Raw genomic sequence first — 20664 nt, 5'->3', positions numbered from 1 at the left:
CCCGCAGGCTTTTGCTTGGAGCAGGAGACCGAGTCACGGAGGGGAACCCATGACGATCGACGATGAGAATCGGCCGGCCCGGCAACGGATCACGCTGACCGATATCAGCTCCCGAGCCTGGGAACACCCCGCCGACCGCGGCGCGCTCACCGCCCTGCGCGAGCTGCGCGGCTTCGACGACATCGTGCGGGCCTTCTTCGGCATGTGGAACGAGCGCGGTTTCCGGCTCTCGTACCTGGCCGGCTCGATCCGCGTCGACCACCGCCAGTACCCGCGGGTGCACCAGCGCTTCGTCGAGGCCGCGACCACCATCGACGTGGCCGAGCTGCCCGAGCTGTACGTCTCGCAGTCCCCGATGATCAATGGCCAGGCGATCGGCATGGACAAGCCGTTCATCGTCATCACCACGGGCGCGGTCGAGAAGCTCGACGACGAGGAGCTGCGCGCCCTGCTCGGCCACGAGATCGGCCACGTGCGCAGCGGCCACGCGGTCTACAAGACGATCATGATGATCCTGACCAGGTGGGCGGCGAACGTCAGCTGGCTACCGATCGGCGCGATCACGCTGCGGGCGATCATCGCGGCGATGTACGAGTGGTGGCGCAAGGCCGAGCTGTCGGCGGACCGCGCGGGCCTGCTCGCCGGCCAGGACCCGGCCGCCTCGACCCGCCTGCTGATGAAGCTCGCGGGCGGCGGCGACCTGTCCCAGATCGACACGGCGGCCTTCCTGGAGCAGGCGGCCGAGTACCAGGGCGGCGGCGACCTCCGCGACAGCATCCACAAGATCGGCATGACGGCGTGGAGCAGCCACCCGGTGCCGGTCGCCCGCGCGGCCGAGCTGCGCCGCTGGATCGACTCGGGCGAGTACGGCCGCATCCTCGGCGGCGACTTCCCGCGCCGCGACTCGGACGGCAACGCGTCGGTCTCGGGCGACGTGAAGGCGGCGGCGGGTCACTACCGGGAGGCCTTCGAGAACTCGCCGGACCCGCTGGTCACGCTGCTCCGCCGGTTCGGCGGCGGCGCGGCCGACCTGGGCGGCTGGGCCGGTGCGCAGACCGGGAAGGCGTGGGCCTGGGCGAGCACTGCCGCCGAGGCCGCCGGCCGGGCGGCCCGCCGGGAGAGCCGGCCCGCCGACCGCCCCGGTGACGGCCCGGCCGACGGTGCCGACAGCGGCAACGGTGGCAACGGCGGCAACGGCTCGGCCGGGGAGAATCCGCCGGCCTGATTGACCGTCGCCCGCGCTTCCGGCCCCCATGGAAGCGCGGGCGACTTCGTGTCCGGGCGCCGTGGGTCTTAAAATCGCGGGGTGCAGACCCGCGCCGGAACCCCGCGACCCATCACCCGCTACGGCAACCCCGTGCTGCATCGGCGGTGCGCCGAGGTGACCGTCTTCGACGACGATCTGCGGCAGCTCGTCGCCGACATGTTCGCGTCGATGGCCGCCGCCGAGGGCGTCGGGCTCGCCGCCAACCAGATCGGCGTCGACGCCCGGGTGTTCGTCGTCGACTGCCCCGACGCGACCGATGCCCACGTCGTCGCCCATGTCGTCAACCCCGTGCTGCACCTGCCCGAGGGCCGCGACCTCGAGGTCGACAGCGAGGGCTGCCTCTCGGTGCCCGGCGTCCGCGCCGACGTCGGCCGTCCCACCGTCGCGTACGTGACCGGGGTCGACATGCACGGCGAGCCGGTGCGCATCGACGGCACCGGACTGCTCGCGCGCTGCCTGCAACACGAGACCGATCACCTCGACGGGCTGCTCTACGTCGACCGGCTGCCCGCGAAGAAGCGCAAGAAGATGCTCGCCGAGAGCGCGGAGGCGCCCGGAGTCGGCGTTTCCGGCGCCCCGGACTAATAGATGTCGCCCCGCAACTATTAGCCCGGCGTCCGCGACGAACGTCAATGTCGTTTGTGAGGTGCCGCCCTCGGCCGACCGGTTCGCCCCGGCCGTCGTGACGGCGGCATCCGGGTGCTGACCGGCGAGGGTGGCATCGGAGTTTCGGCTCGGGCGTGATGATCGACGGTACGGATGGACAACAACCGCCGTGGTCGATACTCTTGCCTACGACGCCGTTGCGAGTTCTTCCCCCGTGGAATTCGCAGCGGCGTTCTTATTTCACCGCGCGGTGCTATGGCCGGCGAGGATTTTCATCCGCCGGCCACACCGCCGCGGGTGGGCTCAGCCGACCGAGATGGGAATGCTGGTGTAGCCGCGGATCGCGAGGCTGTCGCGCCGCCCCGGCTCACCGGCCAGGGCCAGGCGGGGGAAGCGGGCCAGCAGCGCCGGCACCGCCAACTGTGCCTCCAGTCGGGCCAGCGGCGCGCCGAGGCAGTAGTGGATGCCGCCGCCGAACGACAGGGGCGCGTTGTCCGCGCGGGCGAGGTCGAGCCGGTCCGGGTCGGCGAAACGCTCCGGGTCGCGGTTGCCCGCACCCAGGTACGCCACGATCCGGTCGCCGCCCGACATCGGCACGCCGGCGATCTCGAGGTCGTCCCAGGCCACCCGGCTGAGCAGCTGCACCGGCGTGTCGAAGCGCAGCAACTCCTCGACCGCGCCGGCGGCGAGGCCGGGCTGCCGGCGCAGCGACTCGAGCTGGTCCGGGTTGCGCAGCAGCGCGACGATGCCGTTGCCGAGCAGGTTCGTCGTCGTCTCGAAGCCGGCCGCGAACAGCAGGGCCGCCATGGTGAGCAGCTCTTCCTCGGTGAGCTTGTCGCCGTCCTCCTCGGCGGCCACCAGCGCACTGATCAGGTCGTCGCCCGGGTCCTTGCGGCGCTCGGCCGTCAGGGCGGCCAGGTATTCGCGGATCGTCGCGGCCGCCGGGTCCGCCGTCTCGAGCACCTCCGGCGTGATCACCTCAAGCACCTGCGTCCAGTCCCGGACCAGGGTCTGGAACTGTGCCCGGTCCGGCTCGGGAATGCCGAGCAGCTCGCCGATGACGTTGACCGGCAGCGGAAAGCCCAGCGCCTGGACGAAGTCGACCTCGCCGCTCATCCGGTCGAGCAGGTCCTCGACCATCTGGGCGATCCGCGGCCGTAGCGCCTGCACGCGGCGGGCGGTGAACGAGGAGCTGACCAGGCGCCGCAGCCGGGTGTGGTCCGGCGGGTTCTTGGCAAGGACGCTGGTGAACAGCTGGTGCAGCGCCGGATGGTCGGCCCAGTCGGGCCGGACGAACTCCATCATGTGCGACGGCAGATGCCCGAGCTTCGGATGCCGGGTGACCGCGACGCAGTCGGCGTGGCGGGTGACCACGAGCGCGCCGTCCTCGGCGCGGACGACCGGCGAGATCTCCCGGAGGCGTCGATAGCGGGGGTACGGATCCTCGCGGCCCGGCAGCCGGGTCAGCTCATCGAGCAGCGTCGTCGCCTCAACACTCTCCACAATGTCCGTCACATCGACGAGGGTACCGGGGCCGTTCAGCGCTGATACACATCCGGAATTCCGTCGTGGTCCGAGTCGACCGACTCCTCGGCCTCGAGCGCCCGGTAGTGCTGGTTACGCACCCGGAGCACGATCGCGGCGAGGAGGGCCGCCAGCAGGGAGCCGAGCAGGACACCGATCTTGGCGTTCCCGTCACGGGCGGTTCCGGGCCCGAACGCGAGCTCCCCGATCAGCAGCGACACCGTGAAGCCGATGCCGCCGAGCAGGGCGACCCCCACGACGTCCCACCAGCTCAGGCCCGGATCCAGCCGGGCCCGGGTGAAGCGCTGCACCAGCCAGGTCGCGCCGGTGACGCCGACCGTCTTGCCGACGACCAGGCCGGCGATCACGCCGATGGTCACCGAGTCGCGCAGACTGGCACCGAGGCCGCCGGCCGCGGCGACCGAGACGCCGGCGGCGGTGAACGCGAAGACGGGTACGGCGAATCCGGCCGACAGCGGCCGGAAGCGGTGCTCGAAGTGCTCCGCCAGCCCAAACCTACGCACCGGAACCGTGAAGGCGAGCAGGACGCCGGCCACGGTCGCGTGCACGCCGGACTCGTGCACCAGCACCCAGGTCGCCGCCGCCAGCGGCAGCAGCAGCCACCACCTGCGGACCCCGCGCTGGACGAGCAGCCCGAACAGCGCCAGCGGAATCAGCGCGAGCAGCAGCGGCAGGGGATGCAGCGACGACGTGTAGAAGACCGCGATGATCACGATGGCCAGCAGGTCGTCGACCACGGCGAGGGTCAGCAGGAACGTGCGCAGGGCCGTTGGCAGGTGCGTGCCGAGGACGGCGAGGACCGCGAGGGCGAAGGCGATGTCCGTCGCGGTCGGCGTCGCCCACCCGGCGAGCGCACCGCTGTCCAGGTTGATCAGCGCGAAGATCGCCGCGGGGACGACCATGCCGCCGACGGCGGCCACCACCGGCAGGGCCGCCCGGCGCGGGTCGCGCAGGTCGCCGGCGACGAACTCCCGCTTCAGCTCGAGCCCGGCGACGAAGAAGAAGATCGCCAGCAGCCCGTCGGCCGCCCACTCCGACAGGGTCAGCGGCCCGAGGTGGACGGCGCAGAGGGTGCGGTAGGCGGCGCTCCACGGCGAGTTCGCCCAGCCGATGCCGATCAGCGCGGCCACCAGGAGCAGCATCCCACCGATGGTCTCGGTGCGCAGCAGGTCGCCGATGCGACGGGTCTCGGACCAGGTACCACGCCCAAAAAGGGACATTCTCGGCCTCCGGCTTCCCGCCACACCTGACCTGATCCGACCCTATCGGCTCGCGGGCCCGGCGTCAGGCGACGAGTTTGATCCGCACCCGCCGGTTCTGCCGGCCCTTGCTCTCGACCTTGACCACCTGGACCCGGCCGACCTGCGCGGTCGACGCCACGTGGGTGCCGCCGTCGGCCTGCACGTCCAGGCCGACGATGTCCACCACCCGGATCTCGGGGTTCTCCAGCGGCGGCAGCGCGTCCTGGGTGCGGACCAGGTCGGGGATGGCGAGCGCCTCCGCGCGCGACAGCACCCGCGCGACGATCTTGCGGTCGGCGGCGACCTCCGCGTTCACCGCGTCCTCGAGGGCCTGCTTGAAGCCCGGCGGTACCTCCGGCAGGTTGAAGTCCATCCGGGCCTCGCCCGGCTGCATGTTGCCACCGGTGACCAGCGCGCCGAAGTCGCGGAACACCGTGCCACAGAGGATGTGCAGCCCCGAGTGGGTGCGCATCAGCGTGGTGCGGCGCTCGTCGTCGACGGCGCCGCGCACGCTCGCGCCGGCCGGCGGTACCGGGTCGCCGGGCGCGGGGATCAGGTAGTGCTCGTCGCCCTTGCGGGTGTCCACGATCCGGGTCCGCACGCCCTGCCAGATCAGCACGCCGTGGTCCGGCGGCTGGCCGCCGCCGCCCGGGTAGAACGCCGACCGGTCGAGCACGATCCCGGCTTCGGGATCGGCGGGATCGGACCAGACGACGGTGCAGTCCCACTCCCGGATCGTGGGGTCGGCCCAGTCCAGGCGATGCGTGTGTCCATGCTGATCGAACGCCATGGTCCGAGCCTAAGGGCTGTGGCGTCAGGCGTCGGAGCGCCGGAGCCGCCACGCGCCGGCGATGACGACCGCCGCGACGTAGGCCACGAAGACGCCGAGCCCGACCCACGGGCCGAGGGCGTCGGAGTCCGGGGTCACCGCGGTGAACGCCTCACCGGCGTTCGCCGGCAGGAACCGCACGACGTCGTCACGCCAGGCTGCGGGCAGCAGTAGCTGGGCCACCCCGCTGAGCAGGAACATCGCGCCGAACAGCGTGCTGATGGCGGCCGGCGTCGAGCGCAGCAGCGCGCCGAGGGCGAGGCCGAGCACGCCCGAGCCGGCCAGGATCACCGCCGAGCCGATCACCGCACGGGCCACGCCGGTGCCGGACCAGGACGCGCCGCCGCCGCCGATGACGGCCTGGCCGCCGGTGAAGGCGATCGCCGCGGCCGCGAGGCCGACGACCAGGACGACCCCGCCGAAGACGGCGATCTTGCCCCAGAGGACCGGGAGCCGCCTCGGCACGGCGGTCAGCGACGAGCGGATCATCCCGGTGCCGTACTCGCTCGCCATGAACAGCACGCCCAGCGTGCCGAACGCCAGCTGGGCGAACGTGAGCCCGGCCAGGCTGGCGGCGACCGGGCCGAGGTTGCCGGGCCCCGGGCCCGGGCCGCCGATGTCGCCCGAGCCGAGCATTCCCGCGGCGAGCAGCCCGATGCCGACCAGCAGGGCGACCGCGGTGGCCAGCGTGACGGTGGTCGAACGCAACGACCAGAATTTGATCCACTCGGACCGGATCACCCGGGCCTGTGTCACCCCGGCAAGCTCGGTCATGAGGCCGCACCCAGGCTCTGGTACTCGACCACGTCCCTGGTCAGCTCCATGAAGGCCTCCTCGAGCGACGGTCGCAGGAGGGTCAGTTCGTGCAGGGCGATGCCCGCCGCCGCGGCGCGGTCGCCGATCTCCGCGGCCGAGAGCCCGGAGACCTCGAAGGCGCCGCGCTCGACGCCGAGCACTGTCACGCCCGGGCCGGCGACGAGGTCGTGCAGCTCGACGGCGCGCGGCGTGCGGACCAGCACGGTGTCGCGTGCGGCCCGCTCGATGAACTCGGCCACCGAGACGTCGGCGATCAGCCGTCCACGGCCGACGACCACGAGGTGCTCGGCGGTCAGCGCCATCTCGCTCATCAGGTGCGACGAGACGAAGACGGTGCGGCCCCGCGCGGCGTGCCCCTGCATCAGGCGCCGGATCCAGAGGATGCCCTCCGGGTCGAGCCCGTTCACCGGCTCGTCGAGGATCAGCACCTCCGGGTCGGCGAGCAGGGCCGAGGCGATGCCGAGCCGCTGGCCCATGCCGAGGGAGAAGGCGCCGGCCCGCTTGCGGGCGACCTCGCGCAGGCCGACCAGGTCGATGACCTCGTCGACCCGGGCGCGTGGCACGCCGGTCGTCGCCGCCATCGCCAGCAGGTGGTGGTACGCGGACCGGCCGGTGTGCACGGCCTTCGCGTCCAGCAGCGCGCCGGCCTGCCGCAGCGGCGCGGCGTGCTCCGCGTACGGGCGGCCGTTGATCGTCGCCGTGCCCGACGTCGGTCGGTCCAGCCCCAGGATCATCCGCATGGTGGTGGACTTCCCGGCGCCGTTGGGGCCCAGGAAGCCGGTGACTGTGCCGGGCCTGACGGTGAACGTCAGTGAGTCGACGGCGGTCTTGGCGCCGTACCGCTTGGTGAGTTGTCTGACCTCGATCATGGGCATCAGGCTGGCCGGTGGCCGGCGTGATCCGCGTCCTCCCCCGGCGGGCGGATCGGCGTACTGCGACGGTGGTATGCGGGGTCACGTTCTTACCGCGCGGGGACGACGTCCGGTGGCACCCTCCGCGCGTAACGTGATCGTCATGGAGATGAGCGGGCTGCGGCACACGCGGGCCGGGCTGGCGATAATTCGCCATCCGCTGCTCTGCGACGTCGTGCTGGGCCTGTTCCTGGCGGGCGCCGCGCTCGCCGCCCTGCGCATCGGACCGCACGGCGAGCAGCCGCGGGCACCCGGCGCCGCCGAGGTCATCGCGATCGGCGTCGCCTTCCTGGGGGTCTCGGCCCGCCGCGTGCGCACCCGGCCGGCCCTGATCGTCGTGGTGCTCACCTGGATCGCGCTCGTCGCCGTCGACAACGAGCGGCAGCCGGTCCTGACCGTCGCCGCGATCGTGCTGCTGTTCACGTTCGCGAGCCGCAACGACCGGCGCACGGTCTGGGGTACCTCCTGCTGCATCGGCATCGCGGTGTACCTGGCGGGGGTGGCCTGGGGCGGCGGCGGATGGTGGGCGCCGGAGAACCTGGGCACGCTCGCCTGGATCGGCATGGCCACCGCGGTCGGTGACGCCGCCCGCAGCCGCCGGGCGTACGTGGCGGAGGTCGAGGAGCGCGCCCGGCGCGCCGAGCAGAGCCGCGACGAGGAGGCTCGGCGCCGGGTGGTCGAGGAGCGGGTGCGCATCGCCCGCGAGCTGCACGACGTCGTCGCACACCACATCGCCGTCATCAAGGTGCAGGCCACCGGCGCGAAGCACATCCTTGCGCACCGCCCGGAGCAGGTCGCGCCGGCGCTTGACCACATCAGCCGCTCGTCGGACGCGGCGCTCAAGGAGATCGCGTCCGTGGTCGGGCTGCTGCGCGGCACCGACGGCATCGAGGCGCCGGCCACCGAGCCGACCCGGGGGCTGGCGCGCCTCAGCGGGCTGCTCGACGATCTCGCCGCCGCGGGCCTGCGGGTGGACCACCACCAGCACGGCGAGCCCCGGGAGCTGCCCGCGCTCGTCGACCTCGCGGCATACCGGATCGCACAGGAGGCGCTGACCAACGCGCAGAAGTACGGCGACGGCACGGCCCGGCTCGCGGTGTCCTACGCGGCGGGCGGCGTGCGGCTGGAGATCACCAACCGGGTCCGGCCCGGTGTCGCGCCGGCCGGCTCCGGGTACGGCATCGTCGGCATGCGCGAGCGCGCCGCGTCCACCGGCGGCGCGCTGACGGCGGGCCAGGGTGACGACGGCCGGTTCACGGTCCTCGCCGACCTGCCGGCCGCCGACCTTGAGCGGGTCCCTTCATGACCATCCGGGTGCTGCTCGCGGACGATCAGCCGCTGATCCGGGCGGGCTTTCGGATGTTCGTCGAGCCCGACCCCGAGGTCGAGGTCGTCGGCGAGGCGGGCACCGGCCGGGAGGCCGTCGAGCTGGCCCGCTCCGAGCGCGCGGACGTGGTGCTCATGGACCTGCGGATGCCGGGAATGGACGGCATCGAGGCCACCCGCCGCATCGCCGAGTCCGAGGACCTGGCGGGCGTCCGGGTGCTGGTGCTGACGACGTTCGAGAACGACGACAACGTGGTGCTGGCGCTGCGCGCCGGTGCCAGCGGCTTTCTCGGCAAGCACGTCGACCCCGCCGAACTGCTGCGCGCGATCCGTGTCGTGGCGGCGGGGGAGTCGTTGCTCTCCCCGGCCGCCACCCGCGGTCTGGTCAGCCGCTTCCTGAGTCAGCCGGTGCCGAGCGCGCTGCCGGCGGCGCTGGAACTGGGCGCCCTGACGGAACGCGAACGCGAGGTGCTGGCGCTGGTGGCGCACGGGCTGTCGAACGACGAGATCGGCGAGCGGCTGTACGTGTCGCCGCTGACGGTGAAGACGCACATCAACCGGGCGATGACCAAGCTCGGGGTACGGGACCGGGCGCAGCTGGTCGTCATCGCGTACCAGAGTGGTCTGGTCCGGCCCGGTGAGCAGCAGCCGTGAGCGCGCCGATCACCGCGGTCCTGCTCTGCGTCGCGTCGGCCGCGGGTTACGCGGCCGCGGCGGTCCTGCAGGAGCGGCTCGCGCAGCGGCCGATCGGCGTGCTGGTCCGGATGCCGCTGTGGTGGCTCGCGATCGCGCTGAACGGCGCCGGCGCGGCCCTGCACGTGGTCGCGCTGCGCTACGGCCCGCTCTCCCTGGTCCAGCCGTTCGGCGTGCTCACGCTGGTGCTTGCGGTTCCGCTGGCCGCGGTGATCGCCCGGCGTGCGGTCACGCGGGTCGAGGGGCGCGGCATCGTCCTGACGGTGGCCGGCCTGCTCGGCATCCTGATGCTGGCCGGCACGGCGAAGGGCGTCGCGGTGCTGAGCACCGGGCAGCTTCTCGGCCTGCTGATGGCGACCGCGGTGGTGCTCACGACGCTCGGCGGCTGGGGCGCGGTGCCGGGCGCCTCGGTCCTCTGGTCGGCGGCCGCCGCGGGCGTAGCCTTCGGCGTCTCGTCGGCGCTGACCCAGACGGTGGCGGTGCACGTCACCGGCGACGGCCCGGCCGCGCTGCTGAACCCGGCGGTCGTCGTCGCGGGCGTGGCGATAGTGGTGTTGTCGTCGGCCGGAACGCTGTTCACCCAGCGGTCCTACCGCGGCGGCCTCGGGGCCCCGCTGGCGGTCAGCACGCTGGCCAACCCGGTCGCGGCCGCGGCGATCGGCATGGTGCTGCTGGGCGAGCGGATCGCCGGCGGCGGGGTGGGCGCCCTGGTCGCGGTGGCCAGCGCCGGCGCCGCGGCGCTTGGCGTGAGCCTGCTGACCCGCGCCCAGCTCGGGCCGAGGACGCCGGCGAAGATCGCGCCGCAGCTCGGCCAGGCCTGCCCGAGCTAGGCACTCCGGCACTCTTTCTGCTCCCTCGCGGTAAGCCGTTCGCAACTCGCGCCGAATGGGTTAATGGACACGGCGAAATCGGGTGAAGGGGTGTAACAGTGGCAGGTCTCAACAGATGGGCACGCAACCGCAGGGTGTCGACGAAGGTTCTCACGGTGGCCGGTGTCGCCATTGCGGGCATGCTCGTCACCGGGATCATGAGCCTCATCGGCATCTCCGGCCTCAAGACCACCCGCACGGACGAGCTCAACCGCGCCGTTCCGTACATCACCGCGCTGCACGACGCCGAGCTCGCGGCCAAGGCCGCCGCGAACGACGAGCGGGGATTCCTGATCGCGGGCGACAAGTCGTTCGCGGCCGAGGCCCTCGGGCGCAAGGAGACCGTCGACGAGCGCCTCGCCGCCGCGCGCGCACTCGGCACCCCCGCCGAGCAGGCCACCATCGACGAGATCAAGGCGGGGACCGACGCCTGGTTCGCCGCGCTCGACGCCGAGTTCAAGAGCTACGCGGCGAACCCGAAGGCGGCCATCGACGCCTCCTTCGGCGCGAACCGCGACCTGCGCAAGGCCTACGAGGGGCAGCTCGCCGCCGAGACCGACCGGGCCGACGCGGCCCTGCTCGCGGGCGAGGAGTTCGACGCGACGGTGCAGAAGACGCGGACCACGGTGATCGTGGCCATGTGCGTCGCCTTCCTGCTCTCGGTGCTGCTCGCGCTCTGGGTGGCCCGGATGATCATCACGCCGCTGCGGCGGGTGTCGGCGGTGCTGGACGCCGTCGCCGACGGCGACCTCTCCAAGGATCCCGAGGTGGATCAGAAGGACGAGCTCGGCGGCATGGCCCGCTCGCTGCGGCAGGCCATCGCGAACCTGCGGACGACCATCACGGACCTGGCCGCGCACTCGCAGAACCTGAACACCGCGGCCGGCGCGCTGGCCTCGACCAGCCGGGACAGCGCGGCGAGCGCCGCGACCGGCGCCCGGCAGGCGAACACCGTCGCCGAGTCCGCCGCGGTGATGTCGTCGAACGTGCAGACGGTGGCCGCCGGCGCCGAGGAGATGGGCGCCTCCATCCGCGAGATCAGCCAGAGCGCCACCCAGGCGGTCGGCGTCGCCGCCCGGGCCGTCGAGGTCACCGCCACGACGACCACGGTGATGTCCAAGCTCGGCGAGTCGTCCGCCGAGATCGGCAACGTCATCAAGGTGATCACCGCGATCGCCGAGCAGACCAACCTGCTAGCCCTCAACGCCACCATCGAGGCCGCCCGGGCCGGCGAGATGGGCAAGGGTTTCGCCGTGGTGGCCAGCGAGGTCAAGGACCTGGCACAGGAGACCGCCCGGGCGACCGAGGACATCGGTAAGCGGGTCGCCGCCATCCAGTCCGACACGCAGGGGGCGGTCGAGGCGATCGACGAGATCAGCGGGATCATCGGCCGGATCAGCGAGTACCAGACCACCATCGCGTCCGCGGTCGAGGAGCAGACGGTGACCACCAACGAGATGAGCCGCAGCGTCACCGAGGCCGCCGACGCCGGCGGCCGGGTGGCCGAGACGATCACCGAGGTGGCCGCCTCCGTGCAGCAGACGACGGTCGGCGTCACGGAGGCGACCCGGGCCGCCGGACAACTCGCGGAGATGTCCGACGACCTGCGCGCGATCGTCAACCGCTTCCGGCTGGAGCCGGCGGGCTAGAGGTAGGCGCGGCCCGCGTTGCGCTTGAGGGCGTCCTCCCAGCCCGGTACGTCGGTCGGCTCGAGGTCGGTGCCGCCGACGTACTCGGCCGACGGGCGGATGATCTTGCCGAGGCGCTTCTGCTCGAGGATGTGGCTGCTCCAGCCGGCCGTCCGGGCGCAGGTGAACATCGACGTGAACAGCGGGGCGGGTACCTCGGCGAAGTCCAGGATGATCGCCGCCCAGAACTCGACGTTGGTCTCCAGCACCCGGTCCGGCTTGCGCTCGCGCAGCTCGGCAAGCGCCGCGTCCTCCAGCGCCTTCGCGACCTCGTAGCGCGGCGCGCCCAGCTCCTTGGCGGCCGCGCGCAGCAGCCGGGCCCGCGGGTCCTCGGCACGGTAGATCGCGTGACCGAAGCCCATCAGGCGCTGGCCGCTGTCGAGGAGCTGCTTCACGTACGCCCGCGCGTCGCCGGAGCGCTCGACGGCCTCGACCATGTGCAGGGCCCGCGACGGCGCGCCGCCGTGCAGCGGCCCGGACATCGCGCCGACCGCCGCCGAAACGGACGCGGGTACGTCCGCGCCGGTGCTGGCCACGACCCGCGCGGTGAAGGTGGACGCGTTCATGCCGTGCTCGGCGGCCGAGATCCAGTAGCGGTCGATCGCGCTCACGTGCCGCGGGTCGGGCTCGCCGCGCCAGCGGATCATGAAGCGCTCGACGATGCTCGTCGCCTCGTCCACCCGGCTCTCCGGCACGGCCGGCAGGTCGGTGCCGCGCGCGCCCTTCGCGACCAGCCCGAGCAGCGTCGCGGAGGTGCGCGCCAGGTCGGCGCGGGCCTGCGCGTCGTCGATGTCGATGATCGGGCTGAGGCCCCACTTCGGTGCCATGGTGGCGATGGCGGCCTGTACGTCGGCGCGGATGTCGCCCGAGCGCACGGTCAGGGTGACGGGCTCCTCGGCCGGCAGCGGGGCGCCGAAGTCCCCGTCCACGAGCAGGCCCCAGATGTCGGCATAGGACACCCGGCCGACGAGCTTCTCGATGTCGATACCGCGATAGCGCAGGGCGCCACCGTCACGATCGGGCTCCGCGATCTCTGTGGAGAACGCAACGACGCCGGCCAGGCCAGGGGGAACGGTCAGCATGGTGACTCCCGTTAACACATCGGTGGAGGTCGAACATTACCCGCGAGTAGCCACCGTGTGGATGGGGAAAATGTCACACCCCGTTAGCCAGCCAGACTCGATCGGTGGCGACGAGAAGTACCTGATCATCGCGGGCGGCGACCGCCGCCGGGAGCCCGGCGCCGCGCGGCGTGATGACGCTGAGCCATGACCTGCCGCCGTCGGTCGAGCGCCAGAGGCCGCCGGCCACCGCGTACAACCGTCCACCGGCGACGGCGAGCGAACGGACGCCGCCGCCGTCCGCCCGGCCGAAGCGCCCGGCGGGCGTCCACGCCGGACCGCGCCACGCGCCGAAGGTGTCGTCCCGGGTGCCGACCGCGATCAGGTCAGGGCCGAGCGGGACCACCCGCTGCAACTCCGCGACGCCCGCCCGGACCGGCACGCCGGATCGCGTCCACGCCGTCCCGTCGCGGGAGGTCCAGGCGGCCGGCGCGGCACCGAGGGCGCCGACCAGGACGAACCGCCCGTCCAGGACGGCGCCGGCGCGGGCGAGCGTGCGCGGCGACCGGCCGGCCAGGCCCGGCGCGCCCTCGAAGAGGCGGAAGTCCGTGCCGTCCGCCGAGATCCAGGCGGCCGCCCCGCTCGTCCGGTTACCCGCGATGAGGAAGCCCGCCGGGCCGCCCGAGATCGGGCCGACGTCCACGGCGGTGTCGCCGCCGTACGTCTCGAACGGCGCCGGCGCCTCGGCGAGCACCTCGCCGCGCTGGTACCAGGTGCTCACCCGCGGATTGCCGTGCGCGCCGCCGCCGCGCGAGCCGACCGCGGCGATCCGCCCGTTCGCGCAGGCGACCGAGCGGAGCACGCTGCGCGGGCCGTAGTAGCTGCCCGGCAGCGGCGCGAGTTCGAGGCTGCGCCAGGTCCGGCCGTCCGCGCTGTCCCAGGCGGCTGGGCTGGTCTCGCCGCCGGCACCGGCCCGGCCGCCGACGGCGTACCAGCGGCCGCCGCAGGCGGTCGCGTCCCGGACCAGGTGCGGGCCGGGCCCCGGCAGCGTCGCCTGCGCCCAGGCGTTGCCCACCGCGGCCGAACAGCCGGCGACCAGCAGCACCAGGGCGAGGCAGGCCCGCAGCACGCTCAGGCCCTGCGCAGCCAGAACGTGAGGCCGATCGCCTCCTCGTGGTGCGGTGTCGCGCCGGGCCAGTCGGGCTCGCCCGCCGCGTACCCCGTCGCCAGCACCTCGTCGGCGACCAGGCCGGCGTGCTCGCCGAGCGCGGTGGCCGTCTCGTCCCGCGTGGCGGTATAGCGCAGCACGATCCGGTCGGAGACCTCGAGGCCACTGGACTTGCGGGCCTCCTGGATCAGCCGGATCGCGTCCCGGGCCACGCCGGCGCGGCGCAGCACGGGCGTCAGGTGCAGGTCGAGCGCGAGCGTCGCGCCCGCCTCGGCGGCGACGGCCCAGCCCTCCCGCGGCGTCTCGGTGATGATCACCTCGTCGGGGCCGAGCGAGACGGTCTCGCCGTCCACCACGACCGAGGCGCTCGCGCCCGCGCGCAGCGACTCCTTCAGCGCGGTCGCGTCGGCCGCGGCGACCGCGGCGGCGACCTGCTGCACCCGCTTACCGAAGCGCCTGCCGAGCGGCCTGAAGTTCGCCTTCGCCGTGGTGTCCACGAGCGAGTCGCCCGCGGACCCGACCGGGAGCACGACGCCGACGTTGAGCTCGGCGGCGATCTCGGCAAGCAACTCCTCGGACAGGTCGGCGAAGCCGTGCGCCGAGGCCAGCGCCCGCGACAGCGGCTGCCGGGTCTTCACGCCCGAGTCCGCCCGCGCCGCCCGGCCGAGCTCGACCAGCCGCCGCGCGAGCGCCATCCGCTGCGACAGCGCCGGGTCGATCAGCGACTCGTCGGCGACCGGGTACGCCGCTAGGTGCACGGACTGCGGCGCGGTCGGGGTGACCGGCAGGACCATGTCCTGCCACACCCGCTCGGTGACGAACGGCGTGATCGGGGCCATCAGCAGCGTCACCGCCGACAGGACCTCGTGCAGCGTGGCGAGCGCGGCCGGGTCACCGCGCCAGAAGCGGCGGCGGCTGCGGCGCACGTACCAGTTGGAGAGGTCGTCGACGAACGTGGCCAGCAGCTTTCCGGCCTCGTGGGTGTCGAACGCGGCGAGCGCGGCGTCCACGTCCCGGACCAGCGCGTGCAGCTCGGACAGGACCCAGCGGTCCATGACCGGCCGGTCGGCGGGCGCCGGGTCCGCCGCCGACGGCGACCAGCGCGCGGTACGCCCGTACAGCGACTGGAAGGCGACCGTGTTCCAGTAGGTGAGCAGGGTCTTCCGCACCACCTCCTGTAGCGTGCCGTCCCCGATCCGCCGGGATGCCCAGGGCGATCCGACGGCGGCCATGAACCAGCGCACCGCGTCGGCGCCGTGGCGGTCCATCAGCGGCATCGGCTCCACGATGTTGCCCAGGTGCTTGGACATCTTGCGACCGTCCTCGGCCACGATGTGCCCCAGGCAGACCACGTTCTCGTACGCGGACCGGTCGAACACCAGCGTGCCGACCGCCATCAGCGTGTAGAACCAGCCGCGGGTCTGGTCGATCGCCTCGGAGATGAACTGCGCGGGGTAGCTGCGCTCGAAGACCTCGACGTTCCGGTACGGATAGCCGAACTGGGCGAACGGCATGGCACCCGAGTCGTACCAGGCGTCGATGACGTCGGGCACCCGGGTGGCGGTGGCGCCGCAGTCGCAGGCGAACGTGACCTCGTCGATGAACGGCCGGTGCGGGTCGAGGTCGGACAGGTCCGCGCCGGCGCGCTCGCCCAGCTCCTTCAGCGAGCCGATGCAGGTCAGGTGGTTCTCCGGGCAGCGCCAGATGGGCAGCGGCGTGCCCCAGTAGCGCTGCCGGGACAGGGCCCAGTCGACGTTGTTGGTCAGCCAGTCGCCGTAGCGGCCGTGCTTGATCGTCGACGGCTGCCAGTTCGTCCGCTCGTTCTCCTCCAGCAGCCGCTCGCGGACCGCGGTGGTGCGCACGTACCAGGACGGCTGGGCGTAGTAGATCAACGGCGTGTGGCAGCGCCAGCAGTGCGGGTAGCTGTGCTCGTAGGAGAGCTCGCGGAAGAGCAGGCCGCGCGCCTGGAGGTCGGCGACCAGCGCCGCGTCCGCTGCCTTGAAGAACTGGCCGCCGACCAGCGGCACCTCCGGCGCGAACGTGCCGTCGGGCCGGACCGGGTTGACCATCGGCAGCCCGTACGCCCGGCAGCTCGCCAGGTCGTCCGCGCCGAACGCGGGCGACTGGTGCACGAGCCCGGAGCCGCTCTCGGTGGTGACGTACGGCGCGAGGATCACGATGTGCGCGCCCGGCACCTCGACCAGGTCGAACGGGGGCCGGTAGGTCCACCGCTCCAGCTCCTTGCCCGGCAGCGACGCCACCCGGCGCCACCCGTCGCCGAGCACGGACTCCAGCAGCGGCTCGGCGACGACGAGCTGCCCGTCGCCGTCGGTGGCCACCACGTAGGTGACGTCGGCGTTGACCGCGACGGCGGTGTTGGAGACCAGCGTCCAGGGCGTCGTGGTCCACACCAGCAGCGAGGCCTTGCCGGCGTACGGGCCGGAGGTCAGCGGGAATCGCACGAAGACCGACGGGTCGACGATCTGCTCGTAGCCCTGCGCCAGCTCGTGGTCGGACAGCGCGGTCTGGTCCCGCGGGCACCAGGGCGCGACCCGGAAGTCCTCGACCAGCAGGCCCTTGTCGAAGATGCGCCGCAGCGACCACCACACGGACTCGATGTACGCGGGATCCATGGTCCGGTACGCGTCGTCCATGTCGACCCAGTAGCCCATCCGCCGGGTGAGCTCGGCGAACGCGTCGGTGTGCCGGGTGACCGACTCGCGGCACCTGGCGTTGAACAGCTCGATGCCGTACGCCTCGATATCCTGCTTACCGGTGAATCCGAGCTCCTTCTCCACGGCGAGCTCGACCGGCAGCCCGTGGCAGTCCCAGCCGGCCTTGCGGGCGACGTGGAAGCCCTTCATGGTCTTGTACCGCGGGAAGACGTCCTTGAAGACGCGGCTCTCGATGTGGTGAGTGCCCGGCATGCCGTTCGCGGTCGGCGGGCCCTCGTAGAAGATCCACTCGGGTCGCCCCCGCGACTGCTCGAGGCTGCGGTGGAACACGCTGTTGGCCTGCCAGAAATGCAGCACCTCGCGGTCCAGCTCACCCAGCTCGACCTGGGCCGGCACGGGCTTGTACATCGCCATCCTCCGTCGGAACAGTTGTTCTCCAACGGAGGGACGAGGCAACGCCCCGCGGTACCACCCTCCTTGACCGCCCGGGCAGGCGCGGCCCTCTCTTCGGTCGCGGCCGGTTCTACTCGGCCCGGGGGCCTTTCCTCCGGCGGCTCCGGGGTGATCTTCGCGCCGCGCACACCCCCGGGCTTCCACCGTCCCCGGGTCTCTGCTGGCTGCGTGCGGCGTTACTCGTCCCCATCAGCGCCTCGCGGTCCGAATTCTAGTGCAGCCACTCCGCCCCGGTCCCGCAATTTCCGTCGGCCCGGAACGGGTGCCCGTCAGGCGATCTGGCGTAGATCGTTGCCGTAGTCGAAGATGATCCGCATCCGAGCACCCAGTGCTCGCGCGTACCGGCTCAGGGTCGCCACCTCGTTGGCGTCGAGGTCACCGTTCTCGATCTGGCTGACCCGCCCGGGCGAGACACCCATCAGCTCGGCGACCTGCCGCTGCGTCATTCCCAGCCGCTTGCGTTCCTCGGCGAGATGGTAGGCACTGATCCAGGCTTCGGTCCGCGCCCGCTCCGCGGACAAGGCCTCCTCGTCCCCGTCGTGCAACTCCGCACGGAGGTCGTCCCAGTCGTGGAACTCGCTCATGAGTCGTCCCTCTTTGCAGCGTGTCGACCATCGGGCGGCCGAGCGCCGGGCCGATCTCGGCGAGCATGTCGATGGCGACGTTCACCGATCGAAAGACGTCCGGATCCGCCTGCCGAAGCGCCCGCAGCCAGGTCCGCACCTCAGACGTGGTCTTGATCGACCAGCGGCGTTGCGCGTCCTGCGGCATGGGCAAACTATAGCCCGAGCTAAACATGGGTGGAAGCGGTCGCGTGCATCCCGACAGATCGGTGGAGAGGTCGGCCGCGGGCTACTCGAAGCGGGACGGGTCGCCGGCGCCGACTCGGAGGATCTCGGGTTCGCCGCTGGAGAGGTCGATGACGGTGGTCGGTACCGTGCCGCACTCGCCTGAGTCGATCACCGCGTCCACGGAGTGGTCGAGCCGATCCTTGATCTCCCAGCCCTCGGTCAGCGGCTCCTCGTCGCCGGGCAGCAGCAGCGTGCTGGAGAGCAGCGGCTCGCCCAGTTCGGCCAGGATGGCCTGGGTCACCGTGTGCTCCGGGATGCGTACCCCGACGGTCTTCTTCTTGGGGTGCAGCAGCCGGCGCGGCACCTCGCGGGTCGCCGGCAGGATGAACGTGTAGCTGCCGGGTGTCGCGGCCTTGACCGACCGGAAGACCGCGTTGCTGATCTGCACGAGCTGACCGAGCTGCGCGAAGTCGCGGCAGACCAGGGTGAAGTGGTGGTCGTCGCCGAGGTGGCGGATCTCGCGGATCCGGTCGAGGCCCTTGGCGTTGCCGATGCGGCAGCCGAGGCCGTAACAGGAGTCGGTCGGGTATGCGATCAGCCCGTCGTCCCGCAGGATTCCGACCACCTGGGAGATGGCCCGCTGCTGCGGATTGTCGGGATGCACGTCGAAATACTTCGCCACCACCCGAGCCTAGATCGCGAGCTGCCGAAAATGCCGGAAGTCGCGGCTAAAGCCAAACAAGGTCCCACCAAGGGTGGTATCGAGTGGCAGCGTGACCACATGAGACGGACAGTCGCGCTCGTAGCAGCGCTGATCACGGCGATGGTAGGTGCGTCCGCGGGACCGGCGGGCGCCGCACCGAAGTCCTCCTATACCTTCCTGCACCCCGGCGGTCAGCCACGGCTGGCCGAGAAGGTGCCGGTCAACGTGGTGTTCCTCGGCTACGAGCCGAACGAGGTCGGCAAGGCCGCGTACCTGTCCGGCCTGCCCCGGGCGTACGAGCCGGTGGTCCGCTCCCGGCTGATCTACGGCCAGACCGAGAAGCTGGGCATCCGGTACACCTACGACTACCGGGTCACCTACGCGAACCGGTCCTATGAGGACAAGTTCTTCAAGCGGCTCGGCGCGCTGGCCACGCCCGCGCCGCTGACCGCCTTCCAGACCGCGTACAACGAGCAGGCGAAGAACGTCAAGGACATCACGTCCAACAACTTCATCGATGCGCCGAGCGTGGAGAAGTGGCTGGCGACGCACCCGCCCGCCGGCGTCGACACCCGGCGCAACACCGTCTTCTTCATCAACTGGTACGGCCGCGCGGACTTCAAGTTCCACGTCTACACCAAGATCGGCGAGCCGGACCCCGACACCGGGTACGACTTCGGCAAGCAGCGGGACAGCCGCAAGATCATCGCCTGGGGCGGCACCACCGCCGACGACGAGGAGACCGGCCTCGGCAGCACCCGGCGGGTCTGGTTCCACGACCTCTCCGCCGGTCCCGAGTCGTGGACCAGCAACTTCGACGTCGACAACCCGGACCTGGACGGCGACGGCGTCGTCGACTACCGCATGCCGCCGAGCTGGGAGTACACGGCGGGCGGCTTCCGGTCGCCGTCGGCGCTGGCCGGCGACCTCTCGCTGATCACCCGCTACGTGGCGCTGAACCTGCTGATGACCACCTCGCCGCTCTACCCGGTCGAGCTGCCGACCCCCGAGCCGCCCAAGTCGATAAACATCGACAGCAACACGTACGAGGGCTGGCCCGGCGTCGACGCGTCGCGGCAGTACGTCAAGCCCAAGCTGGTCGTCGACGAGCTGGCCGAGCTGCGGTGGCGCAACCGGCTGGACTTCGACAGCCAGGATCTGCCGTACGACGCGAAGGCGCAGGAGTGCTACCTCGGCGTGCTCACCGACGAGAGCTGCTACCCGGACTCGGGCTATCCCGCGTTCGCCAACCTCTACCTCTACAACTGGGCGAACCTGGACCGGACCAGGGACGACCAGGGCCGGGTCGACTATGAGCTACCGGTGTTCAACTACGCCGTCGGCGCCGGGGTCGGCGTGCCGGCGCTGGGCTTCGCCGACGACAACTACGTCGACGGCACCCAGACGGGCGTCTTCTGCTTCATCTCGCCCGAGGTCGTCCAGTCCGGGTACGGCCTGACCACCACCCAGATCCACGAGGTCGGTCACCACCTGGGCATGAGCCATCCGCACGACGGCTACGACAGCGAGACCGGCGTCGACTACGGGCCTGAGGGTGAGTTCCTCTTCGCCAACGCCGGCGACGAGAGCAACTCGATGATGAGCTACATCGACGTCAACTGGGACTTCAGCCAGTTCGACCGGGACAACAGCGACCGGTTCCTGACCGCGGCGTACTACGAGGCCGCGAACCGGCTGGCCGCCGACGTGGTCGGCTCGTCCGGTGCGTCGCGGGCCCGCAGCGGGCTCCGGGCGGCCGACGTGCTGCTCGGGCTGGCCGTGAAGGCCTTCGCGAAGCACGACTACCGCGCCGCGTACGCGTTCGCCGAGGGTGCGTACCGGCAGGTCGTGGCCGCGGCGTCGCGGGCCGGCGTGGATGCCGCCGGCCCGGCCAGGACGATGGCGGCCGAGGCCGACGCCGCCCGCCGGACCGGCGCGGCGGTGCACGACCCGCACGAGTTCATCGACACTCTGGCGCCGGACAGCCCGCGCAGCCAGCCGTAACCGCGCGCGGCAAATTGC

Annotated in this window: 17 protein-coding genes; 7 read left to right on the top strand and 10 right to left on the bottom strand. The window is 72.1% G+C overall.

Going from position 1 to position 20664, the window contains the following annotated elements; translation table 11 throughout:
* The first annotated feature begins 49 nt into the window (after nt 1–49).
* Both BJ971_RS36470 and def read left to right on the top strand, forming a co-directional pair.
* Nucleotides 50–1225: a M48 family metallopeptidase gene (locus BJ971_RS36470; RefSeq protein WP_184997851.1), complete on the top strand. Its 1176-nt coding sequence runs from the start codon at nt 50–52 to the stop codon at nt 1223–1225.
* 81 nt (nt 1226–1306) lie between these two features.
* Nucleotides 1307–1852: a peptide deformylase gene (gene def / locus BJ971_RS36465; protein WP_184997850.1), complete on the top strand. Its 546-nt coding sequence runs from the start codon at nt 1307–1309 to the stop codon at nt 1850–1852.
* 324 nt (nt 1853–2176) lie between these two features.
* On the opposite strand, the gene BJ971_RS36460 is transcribed toward def, so the two are convergent.
* From BJ971_RS36460 to BJ971_RS36440, 5 genes are all read right to left on the bottom strand, one after another.
* Nucleotides 2177–3388, bottom strand: a complete 1212-nt coding sequence (locus BJ971_RS36460; protein WP_184997849.1) for a cytochrome P450 — start codon at nt 3386–3388, stop codon at nt 2177–2179.
* A 23-nt stretch (nt 3389–3411) separates the two neighbouring features.
* Complete coding sequence (nhaA, locus tag BJ971_RS36455) at nt 3412–4638, bottom strand: Na+/H+ antiporter NhaA (protein ID WP_184997848.1); 1227 nt, start codon at nt 4636–4638, stop codon at nt 3412–3414.
* A 64-nt stretch (nt 4639–4702) separates the two neighbouring features.
* Complete coding sequence (locus tag BJ971_RS36450; protein WP_184997847.1) at nt 4703–5449, bottom strand: alanyl-tRNA editing protein; 747 nt, start codon at nt 5447–5449, stop codon at nt 4703–4705.
* A gap of 24 nt (nt 5450–5473) precedes the next feature.
* Nucleotides 5474–6262, bottom strand: coding sequence for an ABC transporter permease (locus BJ971_RS36445; protein WP_184997846.1), 789 nt, complete (start codon nt 6260–6262; stop codon nt 5474–5476).
* On the bottom strand, nt 6259–7173 hold the full coding sequence (locus BJ971_RS36440) for an ATP-binding cassette domain-containing protein (protein ID WP_184997845.1): 915 nt from the start codon (nt 7171–7173) through the stop codon (nt 6259–6261). Before BJ971_RS36440 ends, BJ971_RS36445 begins: the two co-directional genes overlap by 4 nt.
* 115 nt (nt 7174–7288) lie before the next feature.
* Here BJ971_RS36440 and BJ971_RS42405 point away from each other — a divergent pair, with 115 nt between their 5' ends.
* The 4 genes from BJ971_RS42405 to BJ971_RS36420 all read left to right on the top strand — a co-directional run bounded on the left by BJ971_RS42405 (nt 7289) and on the right by BJ971_RS36420 (nt 11752).
* On the top strand, nt 7289–8521 hold the full coding sequence (locus tag BJ971_RS42405; protein WP_184997844.1) for a sensor histidine kinase: 1233 nt from the start codon (nt 7289–7291) through the stop codon (nt 8519–8521).
* Nucleotides 8518–9195 (top strand): response regulator, encoded by a 678-nt coding sequence (locus BJ971_RS36430; RefSeq protein ID WP_184997843.1) that lies wholly within the window; start codon nt 8518–8520, stop codon nt 9193–9195. Before BJ971_RS42405 ends, BJ971_RS36430 begins: the two co-directional genes overlap by 4 nt.
* Complete coding sequence (locus BJ971_RS36425) at nt 9192–10064, top strand: DMT family transporter (RefSeq protein WP_184997842.1); 873 nt, start codon at nt 9192–9194, stop codon at nt 10062–10064. Before BJ971_RS36430 ends, BJ971_RS36425 begins: the two co-directional genes overlap by 4 nt.
* Nucleotides 10065–10219: 155 nt before the next feature.
* On the top strand, nt 10220–11752 hold the full coding sequence (locus BJ971_RS36420; protein WP_184997841.1) for a methyl-accepting chemotaxis protein: 1533 nt from the start codon (nt 10220–10222) through the stop codon (nt 11750–11752).
* Here BJ971_RS36420 and BJ971_RS36415 read toward each other — a convergent pair.
* The 5 genes from BJ971_RS36415 to BJ971_RS36395 form a co-directional block, all read right to left on the bottom strand.
* Nucleotides 11749–12873 carry a citrate synthase 2 gene (locus BJ971_RS36415; RefSeq protein ID WP_184997840.1) on the bottom strand — a complete coding sequence of 375 codons (1125 nt, stop codon included), beginning with the start codon at nt 12871–12873 and terminating at the stop codon, nt 11749–11751. The genes BJ971_RS36420 and BJ971_RS36415 overlap by 4 nt on opposite strands.
* 73 nt (nt 12874–12946) lie before the next feature.
* Nucleotides 12947–13981, bottom strand: coding sequence for a WD40/YVTN/BNR-like repeat-containing protein (locus BJ971_RS36410; protein WP_184997839.1), 1035 nt, complete (start codon nt 13979–13981; stop codon nt 12947–12949).
* Nucleotides 13982–13983: 2 nt separating this feature from the next.
* The gene (ileS, locus tag BJ971_RS36405; protein ID WP_184997838.1) at nt 13984–17103 is read right to left on the bottom strand and encodes an isoleucine--tRNA ligase; all 3120 of its coding nucleotides are present in this window, start codon (nt 17101–17103) and stop codon (nt 13984–13986) included.
* Nucleotides 17104–17417: 314 nt separating this feature from the next.
* Nucleotides 17418–17732, bottom strand: a complete 315-nt coding sequence (locus BJ971_RS36400; protein ID WP_184997837.1) for a transcriptional regulator — start codon at nt 17730–17732, stop codon at nt 17418–17420.
* 268 nt (nt 17733–18000) lie between these two features.
* Nucleotides 18001–18621 (bottom strand): L-threonylcarbamoyladenylate synthase, encoded by a 621-nt coding sequence (locus BJ971_RS36395; protein WP_184997836.1) that lies wholly within the window; start codon nt 18619–18621, stop codon nt 18001–18003.
* A 99-nt stretch (nt 18622–18720) separates the two neighbouring features.
* On the opposite strand from BJ971_RS36395, the gene BJ971_RS36390 reads away from it, so the two are divergent.
* Complete coding sequence (locus BJ971_RS36390) at nt 18721–20646, top strand: zinc metalloprotease (protein ID WP_184997835.1); 1926 nt, start codon at nt 18721–18723, stop codon at nt 20644–20646.
* Nucleotides 20647–20664: the final 18 nt, after the last annotated feature.

Origin of the sequence: Amorphoplanes digitatis (genome assembly GCF_014205335.1) — a bacterium.
Lineage (GTDB): Bacteria > Actinomycetota > Actinomycetes > Mycobacteriales > Micromonosporaceae > Actinoplanes > Actinoplanes digitatus.
Note: the sequence above shows the minus strand (reverse complement) of the source record. Positions and strands in the feature narration are given on the sequence as shown.